At 54.2% G+C, this 15,764-nt stretch carries 14 protein-coding genes; 5 read left to right on the top strand and 9 right to left on the bottom strand.

Annotation, left to right across the window (positions count from 1 at the left end):
• Window positions 1-63 precede the first annotated feature (63 nt).
• The 7 genes from DI14_RS09790 to DI14_RS09765 form a co-directional block, all read right to left on the bottom strand.
• The gene (locus tag DI14_RS09790) at window positions 64-1,515 is read right to left on the bottom strand and encodes a glycoside hydrolase family 1 protein (RefSeq protein WP_034808041.1); all 1,452 of its coding nucleotides are present in this window, start codon (window positions 1,513-1,515) and stop codon (window positions 64-66) included.
• Window positions 1,516-1,524: 9 nt separating this feature from the next.
• Window positions 1,525-3,375, bottom strand: a complete 1,851-nt coding sequence (locus DI14_RS09785; RefSeq protein ID WP_034808039.1) for a beta-glucoside-specific PTS transporter subunit IIABC — start codon at window positions 3,373-3,375, stop codon at window positions 1,525-1,527.
• A 100-nt stretch (window positions 3,376-3,475) separates the two neighbouring features.
• Complete coding sequence (locus DI14_RS09780; RefSeq protein ID WP_160165648.1) at window positions 3,476-4,111, bottom strand: PRD domain-containing protein; 636 nt, start codon at window positions 4,109-4,111, stop codon at window positions 3,476-3,478.
• Between the two features lie 25 nt (window positions 4,112-4,136).
• Window positions 4,137-4,328, bottom strand: coding sequence for a CAT RNA binding domain-containing protein (locus DI14_RS15060; RefSeq protein ID WP_051622673.1), 192 nt, complete (start codon window positions 4,326-4,328; stop codon window positions 4,137-4,139).
• Between the two features lie 211 nt (window positions 4,329-4,539).
• Complete coding sequence (locus DI14_RS09775; RefSeq protein ID WP_200871114.1) at window positions 4,540-5,280, bottom strand: AAA family ATPase; 741 nt, start codon at window positions 5,278-5,280, stop codon at window positions 4,540-4,542.
• On the bottom strand, window positions 5,271-6,542 hold the full coding sequence (locus DI14_RS09770) for a HAMP domain-containing sensor histidine kinase (protein WP_034808035.1): 1,272 nt from the start codon (window positions 6,540-6,542) through the stop codon (window positions 5,271-5,273). The genes DI14_RS09775 and DI14_RS09770 overlap by 10 nt, the downstream gene beginning before the upstream one ends.
• Window positions 6,539-7,189 carry a response regulator transcription factor gene (locus tag DI14_RS09765; RefSeq protein ID WP_034808032.1) on the bottom strand — a complete coding sequence of 217 codons (651 nt, stop codon included), beginning with the start codon at window positions 7,187-7,189 and terminating at the stop codon, window positions 6,539-6,541. The genes DI14_RS09770 and DI14_RS09765 overlap by 4 nt, the downstream gene beginning before the upstream one ends.
• Before the next feature lie 142 nt (window positions 7,190-7,331).
• Here DI14_RS09765 and DI14_RS09760 point away from each other — a divergent pair, with 142 nt between their 5' ends.
• Both DI14_RS09760 and DI14_RS09755 read left to right on the top strand, forming a co-directional pair.
• Complete coding sequence (locus tag DI14_RS09760; protein WP_034808030.1) at window positions 7,332-7,901, top strand: hypothetical protein; 570 nt, start codon at window positions 7,332-7,334, stop codon at window positions 7,899-7,901.
• Window positions 7,902-8,082: 181 nt separating this feature from the next.
• Window positions 8,083-9,732, top strand: a complete 1,650-nt coding sequence (locus tag DI14_RS09755; protein WP_051622672.1) for an IS1182 family transposase — start codon at window positions 8,083-8,085, stop codon at window positions 9,730-9,732.
• A gap of 17 nt (window positions 9,733-9,749) precedes the next feature.
• On the opposite strand, the gene DI14_RS09750 is transcribed toward DI14_RS09755, so the two are convergent.
• Together DI14_RS09750 and DI14_RS09745 are read right to left on the bottom strand one after the other, a co-directional pair.
• Window positions 9,750-10,457: a hypothetical protein gene (locus DI14_RS09750; protein ID WP_034808028.1), complete on the bottom strand. Its 708-nt coding sequence runs from the start codon at window positions 10,455-10,457 to the stop codon at window positions 9,750-9,752.
• Window positions 10,458-10,545: 88 nt separating this feature from the next.
• Entirely contained in the window at window positions 10,546-12,456 is a 1,911-nt protein-coding gene (locus DI14_RS09745) for an endonuclease MutS2 (protein WP_034808025.1), read from the bottom strand.
• Between the two features lie 458 nt (window positions 12,457-12,914).
• Between DI14_RS09745 and DI14_RS09740 the strand changes: the two genes are divergently transcribed.
• Genes DI14_RS09740 through nagE form a run of 3 tightly spaced genes read left to right on the top strand, consistent with a single transcriptional unit; the run spans window position 12,915 to window position 15,755 of the window.
• Entirely contained in the window at window positions 12,915-13,403 is a 489-nt protein-coding gene (locus DI14_RS09740) for a PTS glucose transporter subunit IIA (protein ID WP_051622671.1), read from the top strand.
• A 19-nt stretch (window positions 13,404-13,422) separates the two neighbouring features.
• Window positions 13,423-14,271, top strand: coding sequence for a PRD domain-containing protein (locus DI14_RS09735; RefSeq protein ID WP_034808023.1), 849 nt, complete (start codon window positions 13,423-13,425; stop codon window positions 14,269-14,271).
• Window positions 14,268-15,755: an N-acetylglucosamine-specific PTS transporter subunit IIBC gene (nagE, locus tag DI14_RS09730; RefSeq protein WP_034808021.1), complete on the top strand. Its 1,488-nt coding sequence runs from the start codon at window positions 14,268-14,270 to the stop codon at window positions 15,753-15,755. Before DI14_RS09735 ends, nagE begins: the two co-directional genes overlap by 4 nt.
• Window positions 15,756-15,764: the final 9 nt, after the last annotated feature.

Raw genomic sequence — 15,764 nt, 5'->3', positions numbered from 1 at the left:
GCCATCATCGTCCTGCGTAAAATTACCAAGTCATAACAAAGGAGCGGCCGCGGCCGCTCCTTTTTATTTAACCGTCTCATCTTCGAACAGGCTTGCTCCGTTCGTCTGGATGACGTCTTGATACCAGAAGAACGAATCTTTCCGTGAACGCTCGAGCGTCCCTGACCCGTCGTCGTGCTTGTCGACATAGATGAACCCGTATCGTTTGCTATATTCACCCGTCGATGCACTGACGAGATCGATACAGCCCCAGCTCGTGTAGCCGATGACGTCGACCCCGTCCTCAATCGCCTCGACCATCGCCTTCAAATGGTCACGCAAGTACTCGATGCGATAATCGTCATGGACCGAACCGTCCGCTTCGACGTTGTCATACGCCCCGAGACCGTTCTCGACGATGAAGAGCGGGAGCTCATAGCGCTCATACAGTTTGTTCAAGATGACGCGAAGTCCCATCGGATCGATTTCCCAACCCCAGTCGCTCGCTTGAAGATACGGATTTTTCACGCCGCTCATGATGTTCCCGGCTGCCTCGTCTTCCGTCTTCTCCGCCTTCTCCGTTCGTGACATATAGTAGCTGAGCGAGAAGAAGTCGACCGTGTTCGCTTTTAAAATATCGAGGTCCCCGTCTTCGATGACGAGCTCAATCCCGTTCTCACGGAAGAAGCGTTTCGCGAACGACGGATATTCACCGCGCACGTGCACGTCGCCACAGAAGAAGTTCATCATCCGTTCGGCGTCATGCGCGTACCAGACGTCTTCCGGATTCGAGCTGTACGGATAGACCGGCGCCGCGATGAGCATGCAGCCGACTTGCGCAGCGGGATCAATCTCGCGGGCCGCCTTCGTCGCGAGTGCGCTCGCCACGAGCTGATGGTGAAGTCCTTGGTACGTCAACTGCAACTGGTCGTCCCCTTCACGGATCGCCATCCCTAGGCTGAGCATCGGCATGAACTGGGCGCCGTTGATTTCGTTGAACGTGAGCCAATATTTGACCTTGCCTTGATAACGCTCGAACAGGACGCGGCTGTAACGCTCGAAGAACGTCACGAGGCGACGGTCACGCCAACCACCGTATGCTGTCGCCAAGTGGAGGGGCATCTCGTAATGTGAGATCGTGACGAGCGGTTCGATCCCTTGTGCGACGAGTTCATCGATGACGCGGTCATAAAACTGGAGTCCTTCCTCGTTCGGCTCCACTTCATCCCCGTTCGGGAAAATGCGTGACCAGGCGATTGACATCCGGAACGTCTTAAACCCCATCTCCTTGAACAAGGCGATATCCTCTTTATAACGGTGATAGAAGTCGATGCCTTCATGGTTCGGATACGTATAGTCTTCGTGGAGAGCAAAATCGAACGACGGATCGTGAATGATTCGCATCCGGTCTTTCCCACCTGGCATGACGTCCGCGATGGAAAGCCCTTTCCCGCCCTCTTGATATCCACCTTCAAATTGGTTGGCCGCTGTGGCACCGCCCCATAAAAAGTTCTTCGCTACTTGTTTCATGTCCATTTCCTCCTTTTAAGCTAAGACGCGTAAGACGTCATGATTTGGTTCGACGACCCCGATATGTGTCGGTAAGACGTCTAAATAATTTCCTGTGTTCGTGACGATGACCGGCGTAATCGTGTCATAACCGGCTTTTGCAATCGCCTCTAAATCGAACGTGACGAGCACGTCCCCTTCCTTGACACGTTGCCCGTTCTCGACGTGTGACTCGAAATGTTGCCCTTCGAGCTGAACGGTGTCGAGGCCGACGTGGATGAGCACTTCCACGCCGCTGTCCGAGCGTAAGCCAATCGCATGTTTCGACTGGAAAATCGTGACGACTTCTCCGTCAAACGGTGCGTAGACTACGCCTTCACTTGGCATGATGGCGATGCCTTTGCCCATCGCCCCGCTCGAGAACACTTCATCCCGTACCGTGTCGAGTGCGACGACTTCTCCTTTGACCGGTGAGGAGACCGGTGTACCGACGTGATCGGCCAAGACCGGTGCCGGTTCGACGCGCGTCGTTTCTGTCGGTGCCACTTCTCTATGCAACACGAACGTCAAACCGAACGAGACGACCGTCGCGACGACCATGCCGATGAGTGCCCCATAAAACGTCATGTCGAGACCGGTCGCCGGAATCATGACCGGGACGCTGAACACACCGAGTCCACCCATCGCGTACGCTGCCGTACCGAGCATCCCACCGACGACACCACCGGCCGCCCCGCCAATCATCCCGAAGACGAACGGCTTTTTCCGGGGAAGGGTCAAACCGTAAATCGCTGGCTCTGTGATGCCGAACACACCCGCGATGGAAGAGGATGTTCCGAGCCCTTTCGTTTTCGGGTCGCGCGCTTTCAACGTGATGGCGAGCGTCGCCCCGACTTGACCGAACGTCGCCATGAGCACACCGACGACGATCGTATCCATCCCGACGACGGCCAAGTTGTTGATGATGATCGGCACGAGCCCCCAGTGCAGACCGAACATGACGAGCACTTGCCAAAACGCGCCGATGAAGGCGATGGCGACGATCGGGCTTAATCCGTAAAGGAACGAGTACCCGTTCGCAAGCCCTTGGCTCGCATACGTCGCGACCGGACCGATGGCGAGGAACGTGAGTGGTACGACGATGAGGAGCGCCATCATCGGGGTCGTGAAGTTCCGGACCGCCTCATGCGTCCGCTTGTTGAAGAACGTCTCCACTTTTGACGAGACGTACGTCGCCAAGATGATTGGAATGACAGAAGACGCATAACTCATCAACACGACCGGTAAATTGAGGAACGTGAGCGTCTCGCCAGCACCTTGCATCGCGACGATGGCCGGATAGACGAGCGCCCCCCCGATAATCATCCCGATATACGGGTTCCCACCGAACTTCTTCGCGGCCGAGTGTCCGAGGATGACCGGCAGGAAGTAGAAGAGGGCATCGGCCGCTGCGTTCAAGACGATGTACGTCCCCATGTCTTGCGTGAGGAGACCGAGGGCGACGAGAATGGCAAGCAATCCTTTCAACAACCCGCTCCCGGCCATCGGGCCGAGAATCGGGGTGAAGATACCGGCAATCACATCGATCAAGCGATTGAACACGCCCGTCTTCTCTTCTTCCTCATTCGATGACGTTTGAAAACCTCCGGCTGCGACGACGTCCTGATAGACGTACGGTACATTGTTGCCGATGACGACTTGGAACTGGCCGCCGCTTTGGACGACCGTGATGACGCCATCGTGTTGTTTCAGCGTCTCCGGATCGGCCTTTTTTTCATCTTTCAATTTGAAACGCAACCGTGTCGCACAGTGGAACACGCTTTTGACGTTGTCTTTCCCACCGACGTGACGAATGATGTCGTCGGCGAGGGCCTTGTATTGGCTCATCTTGCTCACTCCTTCAGTTTGAGGTAAAAAGAAAAACCTAAATGTACGTCTACATCGCGTAGCGTCATTTAGGTTTGGCCTGCATCATCAGTAACCATCCTTAGGATCGTCTTTCTTTCATTAAATTTTCGATGTGGATCATCATATAGAGCCGTTCATCGGTCGACACCGCATAGTTGTACTTCGAGGCGATCAGTCCCGCGATTTTCTCGACGCATTCATAGGCGTCAGGATAGCGCAGCTTCACCATCTCAAACAGCGTCTCATCGCCTCCGGTCTTCACCGGCTCTTTCGAGGCGAGCCGTTGGACGAAGTATTTGAGATGGGTCAAGAACCGGGAGTAGGCGTGCGACTCTTCATCCAAGTCGATTTGAAAATGGTACGTGATGATTGTCAGGATCGCTTGGGTCGCTTTCGTCATCTCGGTGACAAGGTGTAAGTTCTCACCCTTCGCGCCAGACATCGTCGCATTGACGAGATGAAGGGCGATGGCGACGGCCTCATCTTCATCGAGGACGACGTCGTGCCGCTCGTTGATGAGCGCGACCGCTTCTTTCCCGATTGAAAATTCAGGTCCATAAAACCGTTTCACTTCCCAAACGAGCGGGTTTCGGATGACGATTCCATCGCGATAACGACTGAGGGCGAAATGAATATGGTCGGCGAGCGTCACATAGAGCGAGTCGTGCACCGTCTTTTCGAGCCTTGTTTCGGCGAGTTTGACGATTTGCTTCACCGTCTCCATCTCCTCACCCGGCATCTCATTTAAAAAAATGGACGAACCGTTCATGGCTCTCTTTACTCTCGAGCGTAAAGATCTTTTCGATTCGCGCTTGATCGATCGCGTCACCAGGTCGTTTTTGGAACGCAATCCCTCGTCCCATGACGACTTGTTCTTGACCGTTCGCTTGAATGGCCACGACGTTGTTGTTGAACACTTTTGAAATGTGCATGGAATCTTGTCACCTCCGCTCAGGGTCGATTGAAAAGAAAAAAACCTAAATTCACGCCGGTCCCCTAAAGTTGGATGGACGGCATCAATTTAGGTTTTGCCTGCATGACCAGTAACAATCCCAAAGTGGATTTTCTTCTTCTCGTCCTTAGCATACTCCGTTGATATCTTGACGTCAACATAAAAATAAAACGCTTACACAGTGACCGTTTTCACTCGAACAAGATGCGTTGCATCCGTTCCGGGGCCGCCAAAAAGTCACGCATGACCCGAACGTGCTCGAGTTCATCGAACGACGTCGGTTCGAGTCCCGTTTCGACTTGGAGAATATCGGCGTCAGGATACGACATAAGAATCGGCGAATGGGTCGCGATGATGAACTGGCTCCCCGACTGCACGAGTTCATGCATCCGAGCGAGCATCGTCAACTGTCGCATCGGGGACAAAGCGGCCTCAGGCTCGTCCAATATATAAAGCCCCTTACCCCGGAAACGGTGGAGCATGAGCGACAGAAACGCCTCGCCATGTGACTGCTCATGGAGCGACCGACCGCCGTAGGACGAATAGAACCGTTCCGGATCGGGAGACGTCCGGGCAATCTCATCCACATAACTCGACAGTTGATACGCCGTCTCGGCACGAAGGAAAAATCCGTCTTTTGGCCGGTAAGCGCCACGGATTGGCCGTAGCGCTTCAAACAACGAACTATGTGTCGAATCGGTTTCGAATCGGAACGTCGTCGCCCCACCTTCCGGATTGAACCCGGCGGCGACGGCCATTCCTTCAATCAGTGTCGATTTTCCGCTCCCGTTCTCCCCGACGAGAAACGTGACCGGCTTCGTGAGCGTCAGTTCATCAAACCTATCAAAAATCGGTAGCGAGAACGGATAATCGGGTTGTTCGATGCGATCCCGTTCCAAGCGCACGCCGCGCAAAAATAAGTTTAGTCCCACATGATCCAAAACAGCGCCCCCTCTCTCGACTCAATCCCGTACGACAGTCCTTGCGCCTCCAGCAACAGCTTATTGATAGCCAGACCAAGGCCGTGCCCGTTCGAACGGTCGCCTTTCACGTACATGTCCCAGATGTTGGCGCGCATCGATTCTGTGATGCCCGGTCCGTCATCCTCGATTTCAAGCCGTCGCTCAGTGAGCCTGATTGTAATCACACCGCCAATCGGACTCGCATGATATGCGTTCTGAAGAAAGTTCGACAGGATGCGCTCCATCGCCAACCGGTCCGCCTGAACGACCGCATCCTCGACGAGTTCAAGTGTGACCGTCACTTGCTTGTGCCGGAACCATTCCTCCATCCTGGCGACGGTCGCTTCAATCAATTCATTCATGTGGACGGACTCAATCGTGAGCGCCAGCTTGCCTGCCGACAATTTCGAGTACTCGAGCATCTGGGTCACGAGCCGGTCGATGCGATCGACCTCCTCGGTCATACTGCGTCCCGTCGCGGCCACATCTTCTTGTTTGACGACACCGAGCTCGAGCATCTCCGCCTCGTTTCGAACGATGGCGAGCGGGGTGCGGACGTCGTGTGTGATTCCGGAGATGAACGTGTTTTGTAGTCGCTCTTTCTCTTCGAGCGACGTGTTCATTTGACGGACGGCTTCCGTCAAATCACCAATCTCGTCATCGGTGACCGGTGGCAATGTGAAATCATGCCGACCCGACATGATGGACGCGGTTGCCTGTTTCAGCTCGATAAGTGGGGATGTCAAACGCCGCCCCATCCAATATGTGACACCGACGGCGACAAGGAGCGCGAGTAAAAAGCCGCTGCCGAGAATGACGTAAATTTGGCGAAACTGAGGATTCGACAGCGGGACAGGTGCATACGTCACGATTTGAACATCGCCTTCTTCCCGCAGGAACGTCAATAGCCGCATCCCGTTCACGCTGACCTCGTCCCGTTCGGACAATGCGTCCGGGTCAATCATCGGCGTCATCTGCCGACGCATCCTGCCTCCTCGCTCAAGATTGACCACCTCCCCGTCCTGAAACACGAGGACATCAAGCTGTCCGGGGATGCCGCGTCCATCCACGAGAGCCTCGTAGACGATATCTGCCTCACGCGCTAATTGATCATAGCTCTCCGTCTCAGCGAAACGCCCAATCAATAGCGACGTCAGGCCGAACGTGAGCAACGCCATGACGACGAGCGGAAGGATTGCCGTCCAGAGCAGTTTCTTCATCAAACGGTTCATCGGACTTCCTCCAAGCGATACCCGACACGGTGCACCGTCTTCAGTTGCCGCTTCATCGTCGGTGATTTGTCGCGCAACTGTTTGACGTGCGTATCGACCGTCCGCGTATCCCCGGCGAACGTGTAATCCCACACCTCGTCGAGTAGACGGTTGCGATCGAGCGCTTCTCCGCTATGCTTCAAAAAGAAAAGTAACAACTCATATTCTTTATTGGTCATCCGAATCGCTTGCCCGGCGTCGGTCACCGTGCGTGAACGTGCGTCCACCGTCATGTCGCCGAACGAAATCTCGTCCGTCTGTTTGACGAGACGCTTCAGGCGAATCTCGAGTTCTTTTAACACGATCGGTTTGACCAAATAATCGTCAGCCCCGAGCTCGAGGCCGAACACACGGTCATCCGCCTCTCCTCGTGCCGTCGCCAAGATGATGGCCGGTCGCGGATTGAGCGTCTTCAGTTTCGGAATGAGGGTCCACCCTTCCCCGTCCGGCAGACGAACATCGAGCAGGACCGCATCGAACGGTTGCTCGAGCTGTCGCTTCGCCTCGGCGAGCGTGCCGGCCACAGTGACATGAAACCCTGCGTACGTTAAAAAGCGGGCGAGCCCGTCCGCTAGTTTCGGTTCATCTTCGACTACGAGTACGTTCATCTTTATCGCCTCCACTCTTATTATATCGCATCCTGAAACGAACCCATCATTTCCCAAAGACAATTTGCAGAAACCTTGCAACTCCCTCACAACTTTTGAACGTCCCTGCCCTACACTTGAAGTAGTAAAGGAGGAGATTAATATGAATTCATCTAAATTAGCCATCGCCTTGGCCGGCCTACTGGCCGTCTCAGGAACCGGCGTCTATGCCGCCACGAACGATACGACAACGACCGACGGAACGGAAACGACGACCCAATGCGAACGCGGAGAACGCGGTGAGCGGGGTATGTTCGGTGACCGGGCAGCCGGTCAGGCCGCTTTGCTCGAGGCGCTCGGGTTGACCGAAGCTGATGTGGAAGCAGCGCGCGAAGAAGGACAATCGCTTCCTGAACTCGCGGAAGAAACAGGGATCACCATCGAACAGTTCATCGAGGCGATTATCACTTCTCATGAAGCGAAACTTGACGCAGCCGTCGAATCCGGTGACTTGACGCAAGATGAGGCCGACGCGATTCTTGCCGACCATGAAGAACGTTTTGCTGACGTCACGAGTTACGACGACTTAGGCGACATGCGCGGCTTTGGCGGTGGACGTCACGGAGGTGGGCATGGCCCTCATCACGGTGGTCAATTCGGTGGCCCGAACCAAGATGAGGACACACCTGCAGCTGATGATAACGTCGACAATCAGAGCACCAATTCACTGTAAGCAAAAGAGGCTGGGACATAACCCAGTAGATTCATAAGAAAGAGGCCCCCGTGAGCGACTTGTTCGCTCACGGGGGCCTCTTGTCAATTTTATGGGTTCATGCACGCATTTGGGACTAAACAGATAGGGGCGACCTCTGATAAAGTTAAAGTGACCAAACCATAACTTTGGAGGTGCCCCTATGTACAAAGAGTATACCATGAACCAATTGGTTTTGCCCCTAGATTTAGAAGTCCGGCTTCAGGAAAACGATATCGCCTTCGCCGTCCATGACCTCGTCGAACAGATCCCGGACGAGGCCTTCGAACCGTTCTGGCGAACGACGGGATGCCCGGCCTATCATCCACGCATGATGATGAAAATCGTCCTCTGCGCCTACACACAGTCCGCGTTCTCGGGTCGAAAGATCGAGGGTCTTCTCAAGGACAGCTTGCGGATGATGTGGCTCGCCCAGGGCCACGAGCCGAGTTATCGGACGATCAACCGTTTCCGCGTCCATCCGGCCGTGTCCCCGATCCTGAAAGAAGCTTTCGTCGCCTTCCGGTGCCATCTCGTCGAGACCGGTGCGATCGATGAGGAGGCGATCTTCATCGACGGCACGAAAATCGAGGCGAACGCCAACCGCTACACCTTCGTCTGGCGCAGGGCGGTCGAAAAACACCACGCCGCGCTCGTCGAGAAGTCGAACCAGATGTACGACGAGCTGATGGCCGACCAGGTCATCCCTGAAATCGAACGGGAGAGCCCGGACGCGCTCACGGTCCAAGAGCTGGAACACATCGCAGCGCGACTCGAGGAAACGATCGAGTCCATCAACGAGGAAATCAGGTCGACGACGGACGTTGAGGAACGGAAACGATTGCGTGCGGAACGCAAGAAGCCACGCCACCTCCGCAAACGGGCCTCCGACTTCGCGACCCGGAAACGTCGATATGAGGAACACATGGCCACCTTCGGCACACGCAACAGCTATTCGAAGACCGATCGTGATGCGACGTTCATGCGTATGAAAGAGGATCACATGAAGAACGGTCAACTGAAACCTGGCTACAACGTCCAAATCGCAACCGAAGGTCAGTACACGCTCGCCTATGACGTCTATCCGAACCCGACCGACACGAAAACGTTGATCCCGTTCCTCGACGAGATTGAAACCTTCTTCGACCTGCCCGCCTACATCGTCGCCGATGCCGGGTACGGGAGCCAACAGAACTACACGGACATCCTCGAGCGCCGCGGGCGCCAACCTTTGATCCCGCATACGATGTACCGGAAGGAACAGAAGAAGAAATGGCGCGACGACCCGTTCAACCTCGCGAACTGGGCATATGACGAGAAGACCGACACGTTCACGTGTCCGGACGGAAGAAAGCTTCCGTTCAGTCACGAGTCCCACCGGACCGACCGTGACGGCTTCACCCGTGATTTTCGTGTCTACGCGTGCGAGAGCTGCGTCGATTGCCCGTTCCGAGCGCAGTGCACGAAAGCCGAGGAAGGGAGACACCGTCAGGTCCGCGTGAACGGGACCTGGGAAGAACAAAAGAATATGACGAGAACGCTGCTTTCGGATGAGAAAACCGGTGCCCTCTACGCCCGACGCAAGACGGACGTGGAACCAGTTTTTGGATATCTGAAGGCCAATTTGGGTTTCACCCGCTTCTCCGTCAGGGGAAAACAGCGTGTGAAAGGCGAGCTCGGCTTCGCCCTCATGGCGGTGAACCTACGAAAGTTCATCGCCAATGGCGTCAGCGGAAGTGCAAAGAAGGGGTCCGGCCACCGAAAATCGGTGACCGGACCCCTCTTTTTATCAAAAATCTTTAAAACCGGCTAGTTATGTCCCAGCCTCTTTCATATGGCCAATAACAATAACGCGTATCCGATGAGCCCGACAGCGAACGCACGAAAGCTGCTGTCCCGTTCCTCTGGCAGCTCTTCTTTCATGACGTTCAAGATGATGCCCCCGGCCAAAAACGCGACGATGATGGACAACGTCAATTCATCGAGCGCCGAGAACGCGCCGACGCCCCACCCAGCGAGCACCGAAAGGGACAATAAGAGCCGTCCTTCCCGATCATACATCGCTTTGTGATGGTGTCTCAGCCCTTGGTCGACCGTGATGAAATGAATCCCTAGCGCAAAGAAGTAAAGCGTCATCGTCCATGCATTATCGAACGCGCTCTCGGCGAGCACATAGCCGATGCTGAAGTTATAGAAAACGAACAGCGCCATATGAATCCAGAACACGCTGCCGCTCCCGCGCCGACTCATCTGTGTGGCGAGTCGCTCGAGACCGTAAAACGCGGCCAGGCCAATCATGCTGACGACGAGAATATGATTCTCAACCGATGCGAAAAGCCCGTCCCCTAAATGACCTTCCAACTGTTCTTGATATTCATTCAACTCCGGTAAGAGGTGCAAGAAGACATAAGCCACCGCGACGCCGCCAGCGAGCGATAAAAAACGACTGCGCGGCGTCTCACGCACATGAATCAAGTTTCCCGAGAAATAATGGATCAAGGCAAACCCGATGGCAAACAATAAGCTCAACCAAAACATTCCATCCACCTCCGACACTTACCCGTCAGCCGAACGATTAGACGACTCCCGGTCCTTGTTCCTTACCCGAGTGCTTTGCCGAATACTCTCATTCGCCTCGTTCGGCTCGTTGCCGTGCTCGAATCTCTTTCTCGACGCGACGGAGCGCCTTTTTTGAACCGCGGGCAAAGTCATGGGCTTCCTTGCGGTCCCGATAGTTGACGAATAGCGTCTCGAGGTCGTAGCCTGCCGGATAAAGATCGATCGCTTTCGCCTCAAGCCGGACACGACGGAGCGGATAATCGTTAGACACGCCGTCGACATACACGGTGACTTGGCGTAACGATTCGTCCATCGCATAGACGAGACCAACTTGATTCGTCTCGAGCAGGCGGACCCGATCCCCTTTTTCGAAGCGTTCATCCGGTTCGATGACCGGTCGGACGAGTTCTTGCGCGAGTCGTGATGAATCGACGAGCGACTGATCATACGTTTTATCATGCATGTAGCGTTCCGCCTGCTTCAAAATGCTCACGGGCAGTTTCATTTTTCGGGCGATGAACAAGGCGTTACTGTCGCCGGACTGTCCAATCAACAATCGATACTTCGGCTCGAGCGTGTCCGAGTCGAACTGCATCGCTGCATTCATGAAGTCCGGGTGCATCTCCGAGTACGCTTTGATCTCCCCGTAATGGGTCGAAGCGACGACGAGGCAGCCTCGCTTGTATGCCTCTTCTAAAATCGCGATGGCGAGGGCCGCTCCCTCGTTCGGTTCCGTCCCGCTTCCGATTTCATCGAATAATAGTAATGATCGCTTCCCTGCCTTCTGCATGATGCTCGCCACGTTATGCATATGGGCCGAGAACGTGCTGAGCGCCGACCCCATATCCTGGTTGTCCCCGATATCGACGAATACGTCGTCAAACGTCGAGATGTCCGTGTCCGGATGTGCCGGGATATGAAGCCCGCTCATCGTCATCAAACTGAGCAGACCGATCGTCTTCAAGACGACCGTCTTCCCGCCGGCGTTCGGTCCAGTGATGATGAGACCGCGATACGTCTCACCGAGCGAGAAGTCGAGGGGGACCGCTCGTTCGAGAAGCGGGTGGCGGACTTGTTTCAAACGGATTTTTCCGATGGCGTTCACGCGCGGGGCGATGCCGTCGATGGCTTGGCTATACTTCCCTTTCGCGAACACCATGTCGTATTGGGCGATGACGTCGAGTGTCGCCTCGATGGTCGGTAACGCCTCGGCCACCATGCCGGTGAGCGTGGCGAGCACTTGGTAGATTTCGACCGCCTCCTCGGTCCGTTTGACGACGAGTTCTGCGTTCAGTTTTGCTACCGCTTCGGGCTCGATGAAGACAGTCGTGCCACGGCTCGACGTGTCGACGATCGTCCCGGCGATTTTATGCTTATACGAGGCCTTGATCGGAATCGTGAATCGGTCTTGTTTTTTCGTCACGAAACCGTCTTGAATCGCTTCCCGGTTCACCGCACTCTTCAAAAACTTACTCAATCGCTCCTCGATCCGTCCTTCGAGAATCTCGATTTGCTTACGGACACGCTTCAATTCTTTCGAGGCCTCGTCGACGACGCGTCCCCCGCGAATCGACTGGATAATGTCTTCCTCAATCTGACGCCACTCGCTCATCTCACCGGCGTACATGGATAAGAGCGGGGCGAAGAACGCCTGCTCCGTCATGAATCGCTTCAACTTCCGGGCACCGCGGAAAAACTCGGCGACATCTTCTAATTCGCTCGCCTCAAGTTGAATCCCGCGGCTGATTTTCCCGATGAGCGGTTCCATCGCGGACACGCCGATAAATGGGACGTGTGACGTCGCGTCGAGAATCGCGCGCGCCTCTGTCGTCTCTTGCAGTCGTTTTTTCACCGTTTGTAGGTGGCTCGTCGGACGCTGGTTGCATAACAACTTCCGTCCGAATCCGCTGATGCAGTATCGTTCGACGCGTTGGATGAGTTCAGTATATTGTAATTTTTCTAATGTTTGTTCGTTCATGGGAATCTCTCCTTAAATATGATGGAGATACCGCGCAAACAAAAAGCGTCGGCCGATGACGACCAACGCAAAAAGACAGACCGGTGTCTGGCAGTTTATGAAGGGCGGTATCTGTAACAGAACATGAAGGCATGACAAAAATACGCGTCATCCGACATTTTTCAGTTCGTTAGGCAGATACGACCTCACTCATTAACATGCAACACCTTTCTCATTCAGTTTCGCCCTAACTATACAACAGATTTTCGAAGAAGTAAAATTTCTAGAGAACGCTTTCAAATTAGGTCTTGATATCTATATTCGGGCGTGCTATGTTGAGGGTGACGAAACGAATAATGATCACATGTGACTGATTCGATCAGGCATGGGGTAAGACGAAAGGCTCACGCCACCCGTCTATACTCCATGCCTGTTTTGTTTTTTCACAATCATTTTTCGAACGAAAGGATGAATCGAAGATGTTATTGAATAAGTGGATGAAGAGACATACACTGACACTTTATGCACCCATGGAAGGAGACATCATTCCACTTGAGGAAGTGAGCGACCCAGTGTTCAGCGAGAAGATGATGGGCGACGGAATCGCCATCATGCCGACTGACGGGACAGTCGTCGCACCGGCCAAAGGGACCATCGTTCAAGTCGCACCGACGAAGCATGCAATCGGGATTCGCACCGATGACGGCGCTGAAATTTTGATTCATGTCGGACTAGATACGGTCGAGCTTGCGGGAAGCCCGTTCGATGTCCACGTCAAAGTCGGTGACACGGTCACGACCGGACAGCCACTGTTGACGGCCGACTTGGAACAAATCCGACAAGCCGGAAAAGACACGGTCACCCCAATGGTCATCACGAACGGAGGCGCTTTGGAACAGCCCTACTCGTTCCATGCAGGCGGCCCATCGCTTCCTGGGAAGACCGTCGTCGCTCAAGCGGGACAATGACTCCTCGATAGGAGGACACATGTTAAAAATCAAAAAGATTCTAAACAACAACGCGGTCATCGTCTCAGATGAGGGTGAAGAGAAAATCGCCATCGGACCGGGCGTCGCATTCAAGAAGGCACGCAACGATATCGTCAATCCGCATAAAGTTGAAAAACTGTTCGTCATGTCGGAGAACGATAAATTTCAACAACTACTGACGCGGATTCCAATCGAGCACTTCACGATTTCAGAAGAAATCATTTCGCATGCGGAAAAACGGCTCGAGACGACGTTCAACGAACACATCCATATCGTCCTTACCGATCACATCTCGTTCGCCATCGAGCGCGAGCAAGAAGGCATCTCGCTCCGGAACAAACTGTTGAACGAGATTAAGATTTTATATCGCAACGAGTACGAGATCGGACTATGGGCGCTTCACCTCATCGAGGATAAACTCGGCGTCAAGATGCCGAAAGATGAGGCGGCCTTCATCGCGCTCCACATCCATACACTAAAAGTGAAGGGAGGTGATTTACGCAAGACGGTCAAACAGACGACAATCGTACGTGACATGATTCAATCGATTTCGAGACGACTCGATCTATCTATAGAAGAAGATGACTTATCCTATCAACGCTTATTAACTCATTTACGATTCGTCATGGATCGGGTCAACCATTACAATCACCATACGATCGACGAAGATATGCTTCTCATGATTCAAACGAAGTTCTCGTCGGCCTATGCATGTGCGTCTGACGTCGCCAACGAAATGGAAGACTTATACGGCATCGTCTTGCCCGAATCAGAGCTTGGTTATATCACGCTCCACATTCAACGCCTGCAAGATCAACACCATCAAAAAGGAGGACATTCACAATGATGAACTTTTTACAACGTCTCGGACGTTCCCTCATGTTGCCAGTTGCCGTACTTCCTGCAGCTGCCATTCTCATGGGGATTGGTTACTGGATTGATCCCGTCGGCTGGGGTTCTGAAAACATCGCCGCCGCGTTCTTGATCAAAGCCGGTGCAGCCATTATCGATAACATTCCAATTCTCTTCGCAGTCGGGGTCGCCCTCGGAATGGCGAAAAACCGTGATGGCTCAGCCGCTCTAAGCGGACTTGTCGCCTTCCTCACGGTCACGACGCTCTTGTCTTCGGCTACTGTCGCCTTGTTCCAAGGTATCGACGTCGAAGCCGTCAACCCAGCATTCGGTAAAATTGCCAACGCGTTCGTCGGTATTCTCTCGGGTATCGTCGCCGCTCAAATGTATAACCGCTTCAGCCACGTGAAATTGCCTGACGCCCTCGCCTTCTTCAGCGGCAAGCGTCTCGTTCCAATCATGACGGCGTTCTCCATGATTCTCGTCTCGGTCGCGCTCTACTTCATTTGGCCGGTCGTCTACACTGGACTCGTCGGATTCGGTGAATCGATTTCACGTCTCGGCGCGTTCGGTGCCGGGCTTTACGGCTTCTTTAACCGTCTGTTGATTCCGACCGGTCTTCACCACGCCTTGAACTCGGTGTTCTGGTTCGACGTGGCCGGTATCAACGACATCGGAAACTTCTGGTCGGGTGAAGGCGAGAAAGGGATTACGGGACGTTACCAAGCCGGCTTCTTCCCAATCATGATGTTCGGTCTCCCGGCAGCAGCACTCGCGATGTATCACACAGCGAAAACGAAACGGAAAAAACAAGCGGCTTCACTCCTTCTCGCCGCAGCGTTCGCCTCATTCTTCACAGGGGTCACAGAACCGCTCGAGTTCTCGTTCATGTTCCTCGCGCCAGTCCTTTACCTCGTGCATGCAGTGTTGACAGGTGTCTCGCTCTTCATCGCAGCGACGTTCCAATGGACGGCCGGATTCGGGTTCAGCGCCGGGCTAGTCGACTTCGTGCTCAGCTCACGGTTGCCGCTCGCGAACCAACCGTACATGTTGCTCGTCCAAGGTCTCGTCTTCGGTGCCATCTACTATACGATCTTCCGCTTCATGATCGTCAAACTCAACTTGGCGACACCAGGCCGCGAATCGGATGAGGCGGTCGATGCCGTCGCAACCGAGACAGCGCCTGAAGGCGACACGAAAACAGCTCCAGTCGCAGCCGGCGGACAATACTCGGCCATGGCAGTGATGATTTACGACGGACTCGGTGGCGACCAAAACGTCACAGGCATCGAGTCTTGTGTCACGCGTCTCCGTGTCGACGTGAAAGACATGGACACGGTCGACCAAGCACAAATCAAGAAAGCAGGCATCCCTGGAATCAAGGTTGTCAGCCCGAACCACATTCAAGTCATCGTCGGGACGAACGTCCAGTTCGTCCTCGAAGAAATTGAAAAACTCCGGAGCCACCGCGCCGGATAAACGATGAAA

The sequence above is a fragment of the Exiguobacterium sp. AB2 genome (genome assembly GCF_000696055.1).
GTDB lineage: Bacteria > Bacillota > Bacilli > Exiguobacteriales > Exiguobacteriaceae > Exiguobacterium > Exiguobacterium alkaliphilum.
Note: the sequence above shows the minus strand (reverse complement) of the source record. Positions and strands in the feature narration are given on the sequence as shown.